The sequence below is a fragment of the Phyllobacterium sp. NPDC097923 genome, from assembly GCF_044760925.1.
GTDB lineage: Bacteria > Pseudomonadota > Alphaproteobacteria > Rhizobiales > Rhizobiaceae > Phyllobacterium > Phyllobacterium calauticae.
Map to the genome: position 1 here is coordinate 114,855 of NZ_JBIWBL010000005.1, position 16,974 is coordinate 131,828.

General features: G+C 57.9%; 17 protein-coding genes. 6 read left to right on the forward strand and 11 right to left on the reverse strand.

The features are described from left to right. Nucleotides 1-2: 2 nt before the first annotated feature. The 5 genes from ACIQWS_RS20900 to ACIQWS_RS20920 all read right to left on the reverse strand — a co-directional run bounded on the left by ACIQWS_RS20900 (nt 3) and on the right by ACIQWS_RS20920 (nt 6,165). A complete protein-coding gene (locus ACIQWS_RS20900; RefSeq protein ID WP_403183939.1) occupies nt 3-1,289 on the reverse strand; it encodes a DUF6638 family protein in 1,287 nt (428 codons plus the stop codon). Then, nucleotides 1,289-3,199: an AAA family ATPase gene (locus ACIQWS_RS20905; RefSeq protein ID WP_403183941.1), complete on the reverse strand. Its 1,911-nt coding sequence runs from the start codon at nt 3,197-3,199 to the stop codon at nt 1,289-1,291. Before ACIQWS_RS20905 ends, ACIQWS_RS20900 begins: the two co-directional genes overlap by 1 nt. Before the next feature lie 12 nt (nt 3,200-3,211). Next, entirely contained in the window at nt 3,212-4,363 is a 1,152-nt protein-coding gene (locus ACIQWS_RS20910; RefSeq protein WP_403183944.1) for a hypothetical protein, read from the reverse strand. Then, nucleotides 4,363-5,451, reverse strand: coding sequence for a hypothetical protein (locus tag ACIQWS_RS20915; RefSeq protein ID WP_223612544.1), 1,089 nt, complete (start codon nt 5,449-5,451; stop codon nt 4,363-4,365). The genes ACIQWS_RS20910 and ACIQWS_RS20915 overlap by 1 nt, the downstream gene beginning before the upstream one ends. A gap of 123 nt (nt 5,452-5,574) precedes the next feature. After that, the gene (locus ACIQWS_RS20920) at nt 5,575-6,165 is read right to left on the reverse strand and encodes a thymidine kinase (protein WP_223612543.1); all 591 of its coding nucleotides are present in this window, start codon (nt 6,163-6,165) and stop codon (nt 5,575-5,577) included. Nucleotides 6,166-6,355: 190 nt separating this feature from the next. Between ACIQWS_RS20920 and ACIQWS_RS20925 the strand changes: the two genes are divergently transcribed. From ACIQWS_RS20925 to ACIQWS_RS20945, 5 genes are all read left to right on the forward strand, one after another. Beyond that, on the forward strand, nt 6,356-7,297 hold the full coding sequence (locus tag ACIQWS_RS20925) for a choline ABC transporter substrate-binding protein (RefSeq protein ID WP_403183946.1): 942 nt from the start codon (nt 6,356-6,358) through the stop codon (nt 7,295-7,297). Between the two features lie 79 nt (nt 7,298-7,376). Continuing rightward, entirely contained in the window at nt 7,377-8,219 is an 843-nt protein-coding gene (gene choW, locus ACIQWS_RS20930; protein WP_105731991.1) for a choline ABC transporter permease subunit, read from the forward strand. Next, nucleotides 8,216-9,259, forward strand: coding sequence for a choline ABC transporter ATP-binding protein (choV, locus tag ACIQWS_RS20935; RefSeq protein ID WP_346307482.1), 1,044 nt, complete (start codon nt 8,216-8,218; stop codon nt 9,257-9,259). The genes choW and choV overlap by 4 nt, the downstream gene beginning before the upstream one ends. Nucleotides 9,260-9,486: 227 nt before the next feature. Continuing rightward, the gene (locus tag ACIQWS_RS20940; RefSeq protein WP_403183949.1) at nt 9,487-9,636 is read left to right on the forward strand and encodes a DUF6516 family protein; all 150 of its coding nucleotides are present in this window, start codon (nt 9,487-9,489) and stop codon (nt 9,634-9,636) included. Beyond that, nucleotides 9,617-9,967, forward strand: coding sequence for a transcriptional regulator (locus tag ACIQWS_RS20945; protein WP_346307483.1), 351 nt, complete (start codon nt 9,617-9,619; stop codon nt 9,965-9,967). The genes ACIQWS_RS20940 and ACIQWS_RS20945 overlap by 20 nt, the downstream gene beginning before the upstream one ends. A 13-nt stretch (nt 9,968-9,980) precedes the next feature. Here the strand turns inward: ACIQWS_RS20945 and ACIQWS_RS20950 are convergent, their stop codons facing one another. The 6 genes from ACIQWS_RS20950 to ACIQWS_RS20975 all read right to left on the reverse strand — a co-directional run bounded on the left by ACIQWS_RS20950 (nt 9,981) and on the right by ACIQWS_RS20975 (nt 15,713). After that, nucleotides 9,981-10,247 (reverse strand): hypothetical protein, encoded by a 267-nt coding sequence (locus tag ACIQWS_RS20950; RefSeq protein ID WP_288192665.1) that lies wholly within the window; start codon nt 10,245-10,247, stop codon nt 9,981-9,983. Between the two features lie 188 nt (nt 10,248-10,435). Beyond that, nucleotides 10,436-11,269, reverse strand: a complete 834-nt coding sequence (locus ACIQWS_RS20955) for an ABC transporter ATP-binding protein (RefSeq protein ID WP_223612539.1) — start codon at nt 11,267-11,269, stop codon at nt 10,436-10,438. Further along, on the reverse strand, nt 11,266-12,120 hold the full coding sequence (locus ACIQWS_RS20960; protein ID WP_288192664.1) for an ABC transporter ATP-binding protein: 855 nt from the start codon (nt 12,118-12,120) through the stop codon (nt 11,266-11,268). Before ACIQWS_RS20960 ends, ACIQWS_RS20955 begins: the two co-directional genes overlap by 4 nt. Nucleotides 12,121-12,124: 4 nt before the next feature. Continuing rightward, a complete protein-coding gene (locus ACIQWS_RS20965) occupies nt 12,125-12,985 on the reverse strand; it encodes an ABC transporter permease subunit (protein WP_403183954.1) in 861 nt (286 codons plus the stop codon). A gap of 63 nt (nt 12,986-13,048) precedes the next feature. Then, complete coding sequence (locus ACIQWS_RS20970; RefSeq protein ID WP_403183956.1) at nt 13,049-14,056, reverse strand: ABC transporter permease subunit; 1,008 nt, start codon at nt 14,054-14,056, stop codon at nt 13,049-13,051. Between the two features lie 52 nt (nt 14,057-14,108). Next, on the reverse strand, nt 14,109-15,713 hold the full coding sequence (locus tag ACIQWS_RS20975; RefSeq protein WP_346307486.1) for an ABC transporter substrate-binding protein: 1,605 nt from the start codon (nt 15,711-15,713) through the stop codon (nt 14,109-14,111). A 333-nt stretch (nt 15,714-16,046) separates the two neighbouring features. Here ACIQWS_RS20975 and ACIQWS_RS20980 point away from each other — a divergent pair, with 333 nt between their 5' ends. Then, complete coding sequence (locus ACIQWS_RS20980) at nt 16,047-16,808, forward strand: 3-hydroxyacyl-CoA dehydrogenase (protein WP_403183959.1); 762 nt, start codon at nt 16,047-16,049, stop codon at nt 16,806-16,808. Nucleotides 16,809-16,974: the final 166 nt, after the last annotated feature.

The window sequence follows — 16,974 nt, forward strand, 5'->3', positions numbered from 1 at the left end:
TGCTAGGAGGTGAGACCGTAGAGCCGCCTGCGCAGCCCTTCCTTGTCTTTCAAATAGGTGGTTTTGAGTATATCGACAACGTGTTCCTGATAGGCGGGGCTCCAGCGGCCGTAGTCGGCGTAGAAACCCTGCTTGTTGAAAATATACCGCGACAGGAAATCCCACGGGACAAAATCACTGATCAGCTGATTGACCAGCCAGGCATCGGGATGGCTTGGGAGCGCCCGCACCACCAGAAAACGGCGCGCCGGGTCGATCTCGGAGAGGTTGATCTGCCCCGTCTGGGCAATTTCACGTTTCACGGCGTTCAGGAACGGCCATGTCCCGTCATGATTGATCAGGCTGGCATTGGCGTGAATCCAGGTCTGCAGCCAGATACGATCAATGCCGCTCAGATTGCGTTCCGGTTCAAGCGTCCGGATGAGATGGCGGATGATCATCTCACCGCGGTTTTCCAGATAGCCCGACTGCTCGATCCACGAGCCGCGCGGCAACTCGATGCGCCCCGTCGCGGCAAGAAACTGGAACACCTGGTCGGCGTCCTTAATCGAGATGTAATTGACCTGCCAGGGGCGCGAACGCCGGAAACCGGGAGCGGCGGGATCGCCGATGACCGTTGTCGTATTGTCATCGACAAAGATATAGATGCCGCCGAAATGACTGGTCCAGAAGGCGCTGTGGCGGAACACCACCTTGTCGGGCACCAGTGAATTCTCGCGGATATCGCCGGTGACCTTGGCAAGTTCGACCATACGGTTGATGAGATCGTCGTCGCGCCAGGTGTTCGGCTCGTTCTGCAGCCGGTCCACCAGGAGACGCAGTTCCGCCGCCTGCCCCATGACATTTTCAGCGGAAAGGACGCGGAACTCGACCTGATTGATCGATAGAAGATCCTCAATGTCGTTGACGATGGAAACACTGTCCTCGATCTCGCCGAAGATCACGTCCTTGATGGTCAGCGCGTTGATCGCCCGCGCATTGCTGCTGAAGAATTCATACATCAGCTGCGACGTGTTGGAGAACTGCGTGTGAACCACCGGCAGCATCGCCTGATCCGGCGTCAGAATGATGAAGCGGCGGTTGACGCCATTGGGATCGAGATAGGAAGGGTCCTTCAGTTCAGCGGCGATTTCCGGCGAGAATCCCGTCCGGTCAATATTGAACCGGGTGAGTTCGGTTGCCTTGAATCCAAAAGCCGTCAGCGCCCGGTTGTAGCGTTCGATCAGATGCGGCTGGTCGATCGTCAGCAAACGCCCGTAGATCAGTTCGTTTTCGTAGAGAAGGTCCATCAGGCGTCCCACTGCCCCCGCGCTTTCAGGGCTTCCACTTCCCGGATCGCCCGTTCGCGCAGGCGTGCATCGCGGACGATCTTTTCCACGGCGGCATCGTCCGACTTGTCGGCATAGCGGAATTCCGAATCCGCATACCGGTTGGTTTCCTGCAGCACCATGTCCATGGTGAAGGGCTTGCGCAGTTCCTCCACCATTGCCTTTTTCTCATCATAGGGCTTGTGCATGAAGGTCTCGGGCTTTTCGAACCATGCATCCGGCAGTTCGATGTCCATGGCGCGCATCTTGATCGCATCCGTCACGTTCTTGATGGCACGGCCGGTGAAACGCGGCTCGCGTTCCTTGATCATGTGCAGATAGGTACCGATATCGGCAAGCGTTTCCGGTTCGCCGTTCTCAGAAATGAAGCGCTCATACACCGCTTTCAGCCCGTCTTCCTGCGGCTTCGACAATTGTTCATAGGCGGCATCCACGGCGCGTTCGATCTGCTGGTCTTCGAACAGCTTGTGTTCGCCGAGCGGAATCCTGTGGTTCTTGCCGGCGAGCAGCGCAAAGATATCGATGTAATCGTTGCGGGTCTGCGGCCCGTCCACCAGCCAGCGCGCTCCGGCACGCTGGCGCAGCGCATCGTCGACATTCTCCGGATAGTTGGAGAACATGCCGAACGCGCAGTTGCCGCGCACCACGGTGGATGCGCCCGCAAACGCTTCCATCAGCACGCCGGTGATTTCCTGCTGGCCGGCAGATGCCCGGTCGTCGGAACGCCGCGCGGCAACCTGATCGATATCATCGATGGTGCCGAAGCCGATCACGCGCGTATTGAGCACGTTGTTGACGAATTGCCGGCAGTTCTGTCCGGATTTTCCCTGATAGGAGGAAATCTGATCGACACCGAAATTCTCGTAATGGAAGGCATAGCCCGCCACCTGGCAGTAATCGTTGACGAGACCGGCAATCATCTGGATCAGCGTCGTCTTGCCCGTGCCGGGTGCGCCGTCGCCGATGAAGGTGAACAGAAAGCCGCCAAGTTCAACGAACGGGTTGAGCTGCCGGTCGAAATCATAGGCCATCAGCATTTTTGACAGCTTCAGCGCCTGATATTTGGCAATGTGATTGCCGATGACTTCACCAGGCTTTTTGAAGGTCATCACCAAGGGCGTGCGCTTCTTGCCCGGCGCCACATCGAAGCCGTCAAGCGTGAAATCGTCGTTGTCGAGGCGCAGATGCGTGTCTTCAAAGCTGCCGAGCCCGTCAAAACGGCCCTTGCGCTGCAGCAGGCCTTCAATGGCCGCGGCAGCATAGGCTTTCGCCCGCGCCAGCATGGTCTGTTCATCGGCGGCACCGGCAATGGCCCGGTCCAAACCGCCGACGATCGATTTCAAGGCATCCTGCGCCGTATCGAAATTGAATTCCGCAACCGTCACATCATTGGCGGCCTGGCTATCCGCTTCGATCAGTTGCGAGAGGTAGGCAGCAAGCGCAAAGGCCGAGACATAGGCGGCGGCGGACAAAAGCTTCTTGAAATGGCTGGCATCTTCCCCCTGCAGGGGCGCCGAGGCATTGCGCGCCAGAAGGTTCTCCAGATCGCTCTGGCGGCCAAAAACATCGGCAACGGCCAATGCGACTGCCACGCCGCGGCGCACCCGGAACAACAGGGTGTGCTGGGCGATGGACAGCATCTGGTCGTCGGGACGCACGGCCTGGATGGTCTTTGTCAGGTCCACTTCACGCGTTGAGCGCAGACCGCCGGTCGAAACTGTTGAGACGAACCGCCGCCCGGTACCGGCAAGCTCGGTCCCGGATTTCGCATCGCCCGATTCCAGCACGACAAAACGCGTCACCATGGCCTGCGCCACCGGCAGATGCTTGGTGATGTCCTTCTCGTCGATGGTGGTCAAACCGACATCCATGATCGTGCTCCCCTAAATGTCGCTGATGACCTGGCCGTTGGACAGGATATGGGTTTTGAACCCGCTGAAAACACGGCTGGCCTCACCCGAGGCATAGAGCGCCTGATAGGCCTCGTGCGGCACCAGCGCATGCTGTTCGTAGCTGCTGACGCCTTGCCGGGCCGCCTCCAGATCATCCGTATTGATGTAGAACTCCTCGCGCGACGGTTCCGAAGACCAGAGCCCGCGCTTGCCCGGCCGTTCCGCCTTGGAGAAAACCTCCTGCATGGTCCATGTCAGAAGCCAGGCATCTTCCGGCTTGCGCACGCGTTCCAGGACATCGGCAACCTTCTGGTTATGTTCGGTAATACCCGTCGTATAGAACGGCCCGAGAACCACACGCCGCAGCTGCTTGGGGTGGAGTTCCGGAAAATCCGTGTCGAGGCTTGTCGCAATCGTGATCGGCGACAGCGAATAGGCCGAATTCTTGGCGGCGAAATCGTCAAAACGCCGTGCCAGCTCCGGATTGAGCAGGCCGCCGACGGGCAGCGGTATCCGCACGCCGGGATTAAGCTTGCCATCCTTGCCCACGAGGGTTTCCACGAGGCCTTGCGACGAATCCTCGATGATCGCCATATAGATCAGCGGCAGATTGGAAGCGCCGTCAAAGGCGCCCCAGTGCACCACGTAGAGCGGCCGCATGGTCTTCGGATTGACCGAAACGCGGATGGTCACCGGCAGGATGAAAGGCGAGAAAACCTCTCCCTGCTCGACCGTTTCCAGATAAATCCGCTCCGCCATCGATTTCTGCAGATCGCGCGGAAATGCGCGGTGCCGCAGGATGAAATCGGCCATTTCATTGCGCAGCGCGGCCGCTGGCGGAATGGCTGCCAGCCGGGCCCTGGTGTCCCGCTTGTCATTTTCCAGTTCCAGCACGTTCTGGAAAACCGGAAAGCCGCTTTCGGCGCGCGAAATCTGGAACCGGTCAGTGAAACCGATCCGGTTGCGCCAGCATTCGAAGGAGGCTTCCAGCCGCCGCAGATATTCCGATACGGTCTGCGCAACCAGATCGTGCTTGTAGAGCGGCGACTGCTGGTTGTTGAGAAACACGTCCAGCCCGTCCAGCGCAGCACGGATCGCACCGAAATAACGTTCGGCGGCGGTCAGATCAGCATTCCCGGCCATTAATTCTGCACGTAGTCAGCGGAATTGTGTTTCTTCAGGACTTCCGAGAAGCGGCGCGAGAAAGCATCATCGGCGAGCTTCTTGCGGCGCTGGATATCCTGGGTGCTGACCATGTTCTTCTCGTGCATCTCGAGCAGGTCGCCAATGTGTTTCTGCGCGGCGGCGCCGACACCGGCCATCGTCTCTTCCGCCGCCGTATCGACCCGGCTGCCAAGGGTATTGATCTTGTGGGCAACGTCCTGCTGGGCCGCCGTCTTCAAGGAATCCTCCAGCGCCTTGTAGAGAACGATGCGCTGTTCCGTATCGATCGACAGCTTGTTGATCAGCGTGCTCTGCGCGGCGATCTGGTTGTTGAGCGAATCGACGAATGTCTGGAACATCGAGGTATAGCGTTCCAGCGTCTGGCTTTCCGCCAGAAGCTCCTGCTCCTTCGCCTGACGCTCATTGTATTCCGTCGCCAGTTTCGAGCGATCACCCTCCAGTGTGGCGCGGGTGCCCTGATCGGTGGACGCGGCAATCCGGTTTTCAATGTCGAGCAGCAGCGGGTTCAGCTCTTCGATGCGCTTCTGCGTGGCTTCGAGTGTCGCCACTGCCGTCTTGCGGCGCTCGATCACGTTGGAAAGGCTGGCTTCCGACGTCTTGTAGCGCGCATCGAGAATGGTCTTCTGTTCTTTGAGAATGCCAACGATCCGGTCGGATTTCGACAGCAGTTCCTGCAGGTTGCCGGCCAGCGACATGTTGCGCACGCGATCCGTCCGCAGGCGTTGCATCTTGTCCTTGGAGAAAACGCCGACCAGCTTTTCCCAGCCGGAATAGCTTTTCATGCTTTCAAATTCGGAACCGAACACATTGGTCGCGTCTTCCAGACCGATGATCAGGTCGGCAATATTGCCTTCCATGACTTTCTGCTGGCGCAGGACATCATCGATGCGGGCATTTTCGATATCGAAGTCAGGATTTCCGATCGCAGCATCCGCCTTGGCGAACTTGTCGAGAACGACACTGGACTGGTCAATTTTCGTCCGCATCTCATTGACCATATTCCGGGTCTTTTCGATCTCGGTATCAAAGCTCTGCAAGCTCGCCATTGGTGTCTCCCCTAGATGCCCAAGATAAAATCATAAATATATCTGCCGTTCGAATATAGACACGGCATTTAACGAAAAAAAGCCTATAGAAAAATGACAGGCTATATTAGGCCGGAACAAGCTCTATTGGTCCGAAACAATCCGCCCGGTTTCTTCTTCCCAATGCTTGCGGCAAAGCGAGACATACACGGATTTTTCGATGGATACCTGATCTCCTTCAGTGATCGCCTTGCCCGTCGAATCGTGCCGGACCACCATGGTCGCCTTCGAGCCGCAATGACAGATCGTCCTGATCTCCCGCAACGTATCGGCGATGGCCAGCAATTCGGCCGAACCGGGAAAGAGCTTGCCCTGAAAGTCCGTGCGAAGCCCGAAACACATCACGGGCAGATGCAGCCGGTCGGCAACGCGTGCCAGTTGCCAGACCTGGTCCCGGGTGAGGAACTGCGCCTCATCCACGAAAACACAGCTGAGTGCATTCGCGCCATGCGCCGATGCGATGCGATCGAAAAGATTGTCCTCGTCACGGTAAAGCTCGGCGGCCGCCGTCACACCGAGGCGTGAAGATATGACGCCGACGCCGTTTTCCGCATAATGCGCAGCCGTGAACATCATCGTCCGCATGCCGCGTTCCTGGTAATTGTAGGATGCCTGCAGCAGCATGGTGGACTTGCCGGCGTTCATCGTGGAGTAGCTGAAATAGAGTTTTGCCATAAGGGCGTTTAATCAGAGTTGAGGTCAGGCTTGAAGCCTCTCCCGTGCAGAGGGTGCAACTTTTGCCGGAATATCAACAACTGTCGCGAATTGACCGGATTTATGCGCGGCTATGCTTGAACCCCTGCGAAATTGGTGCTTGGTTCATGCCCTTAACAGCCGGTAGAAAACCGGAGAGGGAGAACAATCGATGAAAATGTTGACCAAACTGACCATTTCACTGGCTCTCACGCTGACCGCCGGCACCGCCTTCGCCGCGGAATCCGCGAGTTGCAAGTCCGTTCGATTCGCCGATGTCGGCTGGACCGACATTACCTCGACCACGGCAGCGGCAAGCGCCGTGCTCAAGGGACTGGGTTATTCCACCGATACGAAGGTCCTGTCGGTTCCCGTAACCTATGCGTCCCTTGGCAAGAAGGACATCGACGTATTCCTCGGCAACTGGACACCCAGCATGGCCGCCGATCTCAAGCCCTATCTCGACAACAAGACGGTTGAAGATCTCGGTGTGAACCTCACCGGCGCAAAATATACACTGGCCGTGCCGCAGTACCTCTATGACAAGGGCCTGAAAGACTTCAAGGATATCATCACGTTCAAGGACGATCTCGGCGGCAAGATCTATGGGATCGAGCCGGGCAATGACGGCAATCGCCTGATCCTCGACATGATCGCCAAGAACGCCTTCGGCCTGAAGGGCTTCGAGGTTGCCGAATCATCCGAGCAGGGCATGCTGGCGCAGGTTGCCAAGCAGACAAAGACCAAGGGGCCCATCGTCTTCCTCGGCTGGGCGCCGCATCCGATGAACACCAACTTCAAGATTCAATACCTTTCCGGCGGCGATGATTTCTTCGGCCCCGACTTCGGCGGTGCAACCGTTCATACCAATGTTCGCGCCGGCTATACGACCGAATGCCCGAATGTTGGCAAACTTCTGGCCAATCTCAAGTTCGACCTGAAAATGGAGAATGAGATCATGGGCAAGATTCTCGACGATGGCGAAGACGGCCCGAAGGCAGCCTCCGAATGGCTGAAGGCCAATCCTGCCATTCTCGACACCTGGCTTGCCGGCGTGACGACGGTTGACGGCAAGGACGGTCTGCCAGCCGTCAAGAAGTCGCTCGGTCTTTAAGGCCTGCCGATATTGTCGCCCGGTGCACGCACCGGGCGATTCTTTCGCCTGATACTGCAACCGACAGAGGAATTTTCGCTTGGACTGGCTGACACAAGACAAGATTCCGGTAGGCAAGACGGCAAAGGCCGTCGTCGACTGGCTCACGAACAATTTCGCCGGGTTTTTCGATGGGCTCGCCTTCGTCATGCAGTCGTTCATCGACGGCCTCATGTTCGTTCTGAAATACCCGCACCCGTTGATCATGGTCGCCATCTTTTCCGCGGTTGCCTATGCACTGCGCCGCTCGATTGCCGTGACCCTGCTCACCCTGTTCGGCTTCCTGTTCATCCTCAATCAGGGCTACTGGAAGGAAACCATGGAGACCCTGACGCTGGTGCTCTCCTCCTGCATCCTGTGCATGGGCATCGGTGTCCCCGTCGGCATCATCGCCGCCCACCGCCCCCGGTTCTATGCGGCCATCCGGCCTGTCCTCGATCTGATGCAGACATTGCCGACCTTCGTCTATCTCATCCCGGCCATCGTGTTCTTCGGCATCGGCATGGTTCCCGGCCTGATCGCAACGGCGATCTTCGTTCTCCCTGCCCCGATCCGGCTGACGCATCTCGGCGTGTCCTCCACCCCGCAGCATCTGGTCGAGGCGGGCGAAGCCTTCGGCGCGTCGTCGCGCCAGCTTCTGTGGAAGATCGAGCTGCCCTACGCCATGCCGCAAATTCTGGCGGGCCTGACCCAGACCATCATGCTGTCTCTGTCCATGGTGGTCATTGCCGCCCTGGTCGGTGCCGACGGGCTCGGCGTTCCGGTTGTTCGTGCGCTCAATTCCGTCAACACGGCGCTGGGTTTCGAAGCCGGGCTTGTCATCGTGGTCGTCGCCATCGTGCTTGACCGTATCTTCCGTCCCGGCAAGGAGCCTGGTGAATGACCGCGATCACCCTCGAAAACGTCTGCATCATTTTCGGCAAGAAGACGGACAGCGCATTGGCGCTTGCCGACCAGGGCAAGAGCCGGTCGGACATCCAGGCGGAAACCGGCCATGTGCTCGGCGTCCACAATTGCTCGATCACCATTGCCGAAGGCGAAATCCTGGTGCTCATGGGCCTGTCCGGCTCGGGCAAATCCACGCTTCTGCGCGCCATCAACCGCCTCAACCCGATTTCGCGCGGGTCCGTCGTCGTGCATCATGGCGGCCGCTCCGTCGATGTCGGCAAGGCGGACAAGAATACGCTGCGCGATCTGCGCAAACATCTTGTCTCCATGGTCTTCCAGCAGTTCGGCCTTTTGCCCTGGCGCACGGTCGAGGAAAATGTCGGCTTCGGCCTTGAACTGTCGGGCGTGTCCAAGGAAGAGCGCGCCGAAGCCGTGGAACAGCAATTGGCGCTGGTCAACCTCAAGGACTGGGCCAAGCGCAAGGTCAGCGAGCTTTCCGGCGGCATGCAGCAGCGCGTCGGCCTTGCCCGCGCCTTCGCCACCGGCGCACCGATCCTGCTGATGGACGAGCCTTTTTCGGCGCTCGATCCGCTCATTCGCACCCGTCTGCAGGATGAACTGCTCAGCCTGCAGGAACGGCTGAAGAAGACCATCGTTTTCGTCAGCCACGATCTCGACGAAGCGATGAAGATCGGCAACCGCATCGCCATCATGGAAGGCGGCCGCATCATCCAGTGCGGCACGGCGCAGGACATCCTGCTCAACCCGGCCGATGACTATGTCGCCGACTTCGTCGCCAACATGAATCCGCTGGGTGTGCTGACCGCCGGCGACATCATGGTGCCGCTGGACCGCAGCCGGCCCGCCAACCGTCCCTTTGCCGCAACAGCACGTCTGGCCACCCCCGTGCGCCAGATCATGCAGGCGGTGTCGAAAAACGGTGGCGATGTCGGCATTGTCGAGAATGGCGCCATTCTCGGCATGATCTCCGCCGACGACATCGTGCGGGGGCTACTAAAGCATCAGAGAAATTAGGTGTAAACATCCCTAGAATTCGATGAAATGCATCCTGTTGATGGTGTGATTTACATCGATTTTTGATGATGGTACACTTATGGAACGAGCGAAAAGTCTCGTCTCGCGGCGAGTCTTCATTCATCAAGGCATATTTGCCGACCTTGTTGTCTGGCTCGTACCAAAGCCTCTGAGAGGCAGCACACACCTACAAATACCGTTTCGCTTTGGTTGCCAATAATATCTGCGTGCTACGGTATGACAACGAGGCCGGTAAAGGCGATCACAGGCATATTGGAGAAACGGAAGTTCCCTACGCGTTTTCGACGATAGAAGCGCTTCTGGCGGATTTCAAAGACGATGTCGAAAGATGGCTCCATGAAAACAATCACCTTTAAGGTTCAGACGCTGGCGTCCGTCCTCGATGACGTTGAGATCTCCTGGAAAACAGGCGAGGCCGAGACGACACCCCAGTTCAGTTTTGTCACCTGGGAGGTCATGCACAAAATTCTGTCACCGAAGCGATTGGAGATTGTAAAGGTGATGGCCGGAGCGGGCCCTTTGAGCATCCGCGAAATCGCGCGCCGGGTTGAGCGCGATTTCAAAGGCGTTCATGCTGATGTGACGCTGCTTCTGAATGCTGGGGTCATCACCAAGACCGGGAATGGCAAGGTGATCTTCCCTTACGACAAAATCCACGTCGATTTCGAGATTTCAGCGGCAGCTTGAAGCGTAGACAAGTCTACTTGTCGTCGCCGTCCTCATCGTCATCGCCGCTTTTGCCGGCCGGTTGCCATGCATGCGGCGTGACTTTCTTCTGCGTGTTTGAATCGGTGAATATCCACCAGCCCGCATCGGTTTCATCCCACTGGCCGCCGGTCGCCTTCAGGCGGTCCAGCGACCTGTACTGCGCCAGGGATTCGTTCTCCTGCCCGTCCTCGTCCTTCCAGAAAACCTGAACCTTGCTGCCGTCCTTTGGGGCAGTTGCAATCGGCTGACGTCCGCTCATAACAGTTCCTCCTGCAAATCGTGCTGTGCGTGGTTCGACAAGCTCACCATGAGGGAGGTGGTTTGGTTGCAATGCCAACGACGAACGTTGCAGGATATAGCTCCCTGCAATCCTCGACCTCCCTCATGGTGAGCTTGTCGAACCACGCACAACGGGTCTGCCATTAACGGACGAACCGCGCGCTAAAATCAAGCGGCGGCTTTTTTCTTCTCCAGACGGGCGCGGATGCTGGCGACATCGGATTTCGGCGTCGCCGCAAACAGCGTCTTGGTATAGCTGTGCTGCGGGTTCGAAAACACCTCGTCGCGCGTGCCGTACTCAACCACTTCACCGTAATACATCACCATCACCTCATCGGCGATGTAGCGCACGACCGACAGGTCATGGCTGATGAACACATAGGTCAGGTTGAATTCGTCCTGAAGATCAGCCAGCAGGTTGAGCACCTGTGCCTGCACCGAAAGGTCAAGCGCGGAGACCGGCTCGTCGAGGACAAGCAGACTCGGGCTCAGCATCAATGCACGGGCAATGGCGATACGCTGACGCTGGCCGCCGGAGAACATGTGCGGATAGCGGTTGTAGTGCTCGGGACCCAAGCCGACTTTCACCAGCATCTGCATGGCGAGTTCCCGCCGCTCCGCCGCCGTCTTGTTGGTATTGAGCAGCAGCGGTTCGCCGAGAACCTCGCCGATCTTCTGGCGTGGGTTGAGCGAGCCATAGGGGTTCTGGAAAATGATCTGCACCTTGCGGCGCATTTCCGGCGTTACCCTATCCTTGGCAATGTTGATGGGCTTGCCGTCGATCAGCAGTTCGCCTTCCGACTGCGGATCAATCAGGGTCAGGATGCGGCCGAGCGTCGACTTTCCGCAGCCGCTTTCACCGACGATGGCAAGGGTCTTGCCCTTTTCCAGCGTGAAGCTGACACCCTTGACCGCGCGCACCGTCTTCGGCTTGCCGAACAGGCCGCCGCTGACGTGGTAATCGCGGACAATGTTGCGCCCTTCAAGAACGATCTCGCTCATGTTGCTGCTCCTGCATTGGCGGCTTCGTTCTTCATGAAGTCTGCGACCGTGGACAGACGGTCACCCGTCGCGTTTTCCGGCAAGGCGGAAAGAAGGGCGCGCGTATAAGGGCTCTTCGGCGTTTCAAACAGAGACAGCACGTCGGCTTCCTCCATCTTGCGGCCCTTGTACTGGACGATCACCCGATCGGCGGTTTCCGCGACAACGCCCATGTCATGGGTGATCATGATCAGCCCCATGCCATGCTTGGCCTGCAGGCTGACCAGCAGATCGAGAATCTGCTTCTGGATGGTCACGTCGAGCGCCGTCGTCGGTTCGTCGGCAATCAGCAGCTTCGGATTGCAGGCGATGGCGATGGCAATCATGACGCGCTGGCACTGTCCGCCGGACATCTGGTGCGGGAACGAGTTCAGCCGTTCCTCCGGTGTGGGAATGCCAACCTGCTTCAGCAGTTCGATTGCCCGCGTGCGCCGGGTCCTGGCATCCATTTTCATATGGAAACGCAGAACTTCTTCCAGCTGGAAGCCAACCGTGAAGCACGGATTGAGGCTTGCCATGGGTTCCTGAAAGATCATCGCCACGTCACGGCCGACGATCTGCCGCCGCTGTTTGGTCGTCATCGTCAGCATGTCGTGGCCGTTGAAGACCATCTTGTCTGCCGTGACAGTGGCCGTGTTCGGCAGCAGCCCCATGACAGCAAGCATGGCAACCGACTTGCCCGAGCCGGACTCGCCGACAATGGCCAGCACTTCGCGGGCATCGACGTGCAGGTCGATCCCCTGCACGGCCATGAACTGACCCGAGCTCGTGTCGAATCCAACCGAGAGATTCTTGATTTCAAGCAGCGCCATGATCTCAGCTCCTCTTCAGTTTGGGATCGAGGGCATCGCGCAGACCGTCGCCAACGAGATTGATCGCAAGCACGGTGATCAGGATGGCAAGACCGGGGAATGTGACCACCCACCAGGCGCGCAGGATGAATTCGCGTGCCTCCGCCAGCATGGTACCCCATTCCGGTGTGGGCGGCTGCGCACCCATGCCGAGGAAGCCAAGAGCCGCCGCCTCAAGAATGGCATTCGAGAAGGACAGCGTGCCCTGCACGATCAGCGGCGCCAGACAGTTCGGCAGGATCGTCTTGAACATCAACCTTATGTGGCCCGCACCGGCAAGCTTGGCGGCAATCACATATTCACGGTTCTTTTCGCTCATCACCGCCGCGCGCGTCAGACGCGCAAAGTGCGGCTGCAGAACCAGCGCAATGGCGATCATCGCATTGAACAGGCCAGGCCCCAGAATGGCGACGAGCACCAGCGCCAGCAACAGCGGCGGAAAGGCAAGAATGATATCCATGATGCGCATGATCAGCGCATCGACCCAGCCGCGGAAATAGCCGGCGAGAACGCCGAGGATGACGCCGGTGACCATGGAAATGGCCACGACGATCAAACCGATGAACAGCGAGAAGCGCGCGCCGTAAATCAGCCGGGACAGCAGATCGCGGCCAACAGCATCGGTTCCCAGGAGGAATGACAGATTGCCGCCCTCCTGCCAGGCCGGTGGCGTCAGCAGTGCTTCGCGATATTGCTCATAGGGCGCATGCGGCGCAATGAACGGTCCGAGAATGGCAACGAGGACCAGAAAAATCAGGGTGGCAAGCCCTATGACAGCGCCTTTGTTGACGCTGAAATAGAACCAGAATTCTGCAAACCTGCCCATGCGGCCCTCTTTGGGGGCGGCAGCAAGCGGTGCGGGAGGGGAAACTTCGTTAGTCACAGTTCCTCACTTTACGCGGATACGCGGGTTGACGACCGCATAGAGCAGATCGACAATCAAATTGACGGTCATGACGATCAGCGCGACCAGCATCAGGCCGCCTTGAACGACGACGTAATCGCGTTTCGCGATGGCGTCGATCATCCACTTGCCGATACCGGGCCAGGAGAAGATCGTCTCTGTCAGGATGGCGCCGGCCATCAGCAGGCCCATCTGCAGGCCGATCGTCGTGATGACGGGAATCATGGCATTGCGCAGGGCATGGATGCCGATGACCCGCTTCGGCGCGAGACCCTTGGCCCGTGCCGTGCGCACATAATCCTCGCCCAGCACTTCCAGCATCGCGGAACGTGTCTGGCGGGCGATGACCGCGAGCGGGATGGTTCCAAGCACGATCGTCGGCAGGATCAGATGCGAGAATGCGGATTTGAACGCACCCTTCGGCCCCGAAATGAGACTGTCAATCAGCATGAAGCCGGTTGTGGACTTGAAGAAATAGATCAGATCCATGCGGCCCGACACCGGCGTCCAGTGCAGAATACCGGCGAACAGGATGATCAGCAGGATGCCCCACCAGAAAATCGGCATGGAATAGCCAACCAATGCGATCCCCATACTCAACTGATCGAAGATCGAACCGCGCTTGACGGCGGCGAAAATACCGGCGGGAATGCCAATGATGACAGCAAACAGCATCGCACAGATGCTGAGCTCAAGCGTCGCCGGGAACAGGGTCAGGAAATCGGCAAGGACCGCACGTTTGCTGGCGATCGACGTGCCGAAATCTCCATGGAAAATATTCCACAGGAACGAAAAATACTGCTCCCAGATCGGTCTGTTGAAGCCAAACTGCTCAAGCAGCATCTGGTGACGCTCCGGCGTCATGCCGCGCTCGCCTGCGAGCGCAATGACAGGATCGCCAGGCAGCAGGCGGATGAACATAAAAGCCACAAAGCTGATGCCGATAAAGGTCGGAATCAGCAGCAGCACTCGTGAAGCGATGTATCGGAACATGGTAACCCAATAAAAGGCGGTACCGGCCGAAGCCGGTACCGCGAGGAGTAAATTACTCGGTGACGTCGACGTAAGCGAAGTTATGAACGCCGAACGGGCTGGCTACATAGCCGGTCACGTTCTTGGTCATGGCTGTCGTTACGAGCGAGTGAGCAAGCGTGCCCCATGGAGCTTCGCGCTTGAAGATAACCTGAGCTTCTTCATACAGCTTGGTGCGTTCGGCCTGATCGGCGGTCACAGCAGCCTTGTCGATCAGTGCAGTGAACTCCTTGTTGCACCATGCGGTACGGTTGGCCTGACCGACGGCCTGGCACGACAGCAGCACGGCAAGGAAGTTGTCCGGATCGCCATTGTCACCGGTCCAGCCGAGAATGACCGCACCGTCATGCTTCGGATCGGAAGCGCGCTTCAGGTATTCCTGCCAGTCATAGCTGACGATCTCGACCTTTACGCCGACCTTGGCAAAGTCGGACTGCAGCAGTTCAGCCGTACGGCGGCCGTTCGGCATGTAGGGACGCACAACCGGCATCGCCCAGATCTTCATGGAAAGATCCTTCACGCCAGCCTTTTCCAAGGCCTTCTTAGCCGCTTCAGGATTGTATTCGTCATCCTTGATCGACTTGTTGTAGGACCACATTGTCGGCGGGATCGGGTTGATCGCCGGCTTGGCCTGGCCGAGGTAGACGGCATCAACGATTGCCTTCTTGTCGATGGCCATGTTGAGCGCCTTGCGCACTTCCGGCTTGTCGAAAGGTGCCTGGGTGGTGTTGTAACCCAGATAAGCAACGTTCAGGCCGCTTTCCTGGATAACGGTCAGGTTCTTGTCGGCCTTCAGGCCATCAACATCGGCTGGATCCGGATAGATCGTCAGGTTGCATTCGCCGGCCTTCAGCTTCTGCACGCGAACGGCCGCATCAGGTGTAACCGCGAAGATCAGGTTGTCGACGTTGACCTTGCCCTTCCAATAGGTCGGGTTGGCTTGGTAGCGGATCGCCGTGTTGAGCTGATAGTCAACGAACTGGAAAGGACCGGTACCAACCGGCTGTTCGTTGAATTTCTGCGGTGTGCCATCAGCCATGAGCTTGTCGGCATATTCCTTCGAAACGATCGACGAGAAGTCCATCGCAAGGCCTGCGAGCATCGGGGCGCTTGGCTTGTTCAGCACGATCTTGACTGTCAGATCGTCCACTTTCTTGACTTCCTTGATCAGCTTGGGGAAGTCCATGCTTTCAAAATATTCGTAGGTCGCGCCTTCGACATACTTGGCCCACTTGCTGCCTTCCTTCTGACGTTCGAAGGAGAAAACCACGTCGTCGGCATTCAGCTCACGGCTTGGTGTGAAATAGCTCGTGGTCTGGAACTTGACGCCCTTGCGGATCTTGAACGTGTATTCAAGGCCGTCATCCGAGATCTTCCAGCTTTCTGCAAGCGCCGGGCGAACCGTCGATGTGCCGGGCGTAAATTCAACCAATGGATTGAAAACAGCCTGGCCAGTCGCATCAAGCGTTTCACCGCCGGTATAAAGTGCAGGGTCGAAACCGCCGGGAGCAGCTTCAGAGCAGTACACGAGAGATTTAGCCGAGGCTCCACCTGCCATCAGCCCACCCGTCAACATTGCAAGCGCTGTCGCCGCAAGGAGTTTCTTGTAGGTCTTCATTTTTCCACCTTCAGAGGTTTTTTGTGTTGCCGGCCCCCATGCCCGCAACCGAGATTGCATGGAAGCCTTTGCAATGTCGCAATGCAAGCAGATTTATTCGCAGTCAACCTGCCATCTCATGAAGAAACGAAGATTCTGGGGAAATTTTTTAACAAAGTCACAAAAATAGCGAAATTCACTAAATGTGACGCCGGCGACTTTTGCGAAGCAGCGTTTTTATATCTGCACAATCCCGGCCAGAACATGTTTCCCCCCAGCTCCGATCATAAATAACGACTGGATCGGGACCCAAACTCGTGCCAGAACGCATGAAAATCAGTGAGGAGATGCATTGTGAACGTTCAGGGCCAAACAGCGATTGTTACGGGTGGCGGATCGGGTCTGGGTGCCGCGACAGCGCGCGCGCTGGCAGACAAAGGCGCTAAAGTTGCCCTTTTCGACATCAATATTGATGCAGCGCAAAAAGTCGCCGATGACATTGGCAGCCTGGCCGTGGCCTGCAACGTGTCCAGTGCGGACGATGCCCAGCGTGCCGTTGCCCATGTCGCAAACAAGCTTGGCACCGCGCGAATTCTGGTGAACTGCGCGGGCATTGCCAATGCCGGGCGGATTGTCGGCCGCGACGGCCCGCATGATCTGGACCTGTACCGCCGGGTCATCGAGGTCAATCTCATCGGTTCGTTCAACATGCTGCGGCTGGTCAGCGACGCGGCCGCCAAGCTCGAGCCGCTGGATACGGGTGAGCGCGGCGTGATTATTTCAACCGCCTCGGTTGCGGCTTTCGATGGCCAGATCGGCCAGGCGGCCTATGCTTCCTCGAAGGCAGGCATTGCCGGCCTGACATTGCCCGCTGCGCGCGAACTGGCGCGTTTCGGCATCAGGGTCATGGCCATTGCACCCGGCATATTCGGCACGCCGATGCTTTTGGCCATGCCGCAGGAGGTCCAGGATTCGCTGGCAGCCTCCATTCCCTTCCCTTCCCGCCTCGGCAAACCCGAGGAATATGCGGCCCTGGCCCTGCATATCATCGACAACCCCATGCTGAACGGTGAAACGATTCGCCTTGACGGCGCGATACGCATGGCGCCTAAATAACAGCGATTGGACAGGTTCAGGTTGAAGGCGAATACGCCAAAAAGCTGCCATGGTACCAACCATTGCAACTCTTTGCCTTTGACGACGTTCTGTTAACGTCGGTCATCTAAATTCCTTCTTGGCTCGATTGAGTTGAGAGCGCTGACACCGTCGCAATCGGAACCTG

Coding starts and splice junctions, on each gene's coding strand:
- ACIQWS_RS20900 (WP_403183939.1), bottom strand. CDS start 1,289: ATGGACCTTCTCTACGAAAACGAACTGATCTACGGGCGTTTGCTGACG.
- ACIQWS_RS20905 (WP_403183941.1), bottom strand. CDS start 3,199: ATGGATGTCGGTTTGACCACCATCGACGAGAAGGACATCACCAAGCAT.
- ACIQWS_RS20910 (WP_403183944.1), bottom strand. CDS start 4,363: ATGGCCGGGAATGCTGATCTGACCGCCGCCGAACGTTATTTCGGTGCG.
- ACIQWS_RS20915 (WP_223612544.1), bottom strand. CDS start 5,451: ATGGCGAGCTTGCAGAGCTTTGATACCGAGATCGAAAAGACCCGGAAT.
- ACIQWS_RS20920 (WP_223612543.1), bottom strand. CDS start 6,165: ATGGCAAAACTCTATTTCAGCTACTCCACGATGAACGCCGGCAAGTCC.
- ACIQWS_RS20925 (WP_403183946.1), top strand. CDS start 6,356: ATGAAAATGTTGACCAAACTGACCATTTCACTGGCTCTCACGCTGACC.
- choV (WP_346307482.1), top strand. CDS start 8,216: ATGACCGCGATCACCCTCGAAAACGTCTGCATCATTTTCGGCAAGAAG.
- ACIQWS_RS20945 (WP_346307483.1), top strand. CDS start 9,617: ATGAAAACAATCACCTTTAAGGTTCAGACGCTGGCGTCCGTCCTCGAT.
- ACIQWS_RS20950 (WP_288192665.1), bottom strand. CDS start 10,247: ATGAGCGGACGTCAGCCGATTGCAACTGCCCCAAAGGACGGCAGCAAG.
- ACIQWS_RS20955 (WP_223612539.1), bottom strand. CDS start 11,269: ATGAGCGAGATCGTTCTTGAAGGGCGCAACATTGTCCGCGATTACCAC.
- ACIQWS_RS20960 (WP_288192664.1), bottom strand. CDS start 12,120: ATGGCGCTGCTTGAAATCAAGAATCTCTCGGTTGGATTCGACACGAGC.
- ACIQWS_RS20965 (WP_403183954.1), bottom strand. CDS start 12,985: ATGGGCAGGTTTGCAGAATTCTGGTTCTATTTCAGCGTCAACAAAGGC.
- ACIQWS_RS20970 (WP_403183956.1), bottom strand. CDS start 14,056: ATGTTCCGATACATCGCTTCACGAGTGCTGCTGCTGATTCCGACCTTT.
- ACIQWS_RS20975 (WP_346307486.1), bottom strand. CDS start 15,713: ATGAAGACCTACAAGAAACTCCTTGCGGCGACAGCGCTTGCAATGTTG.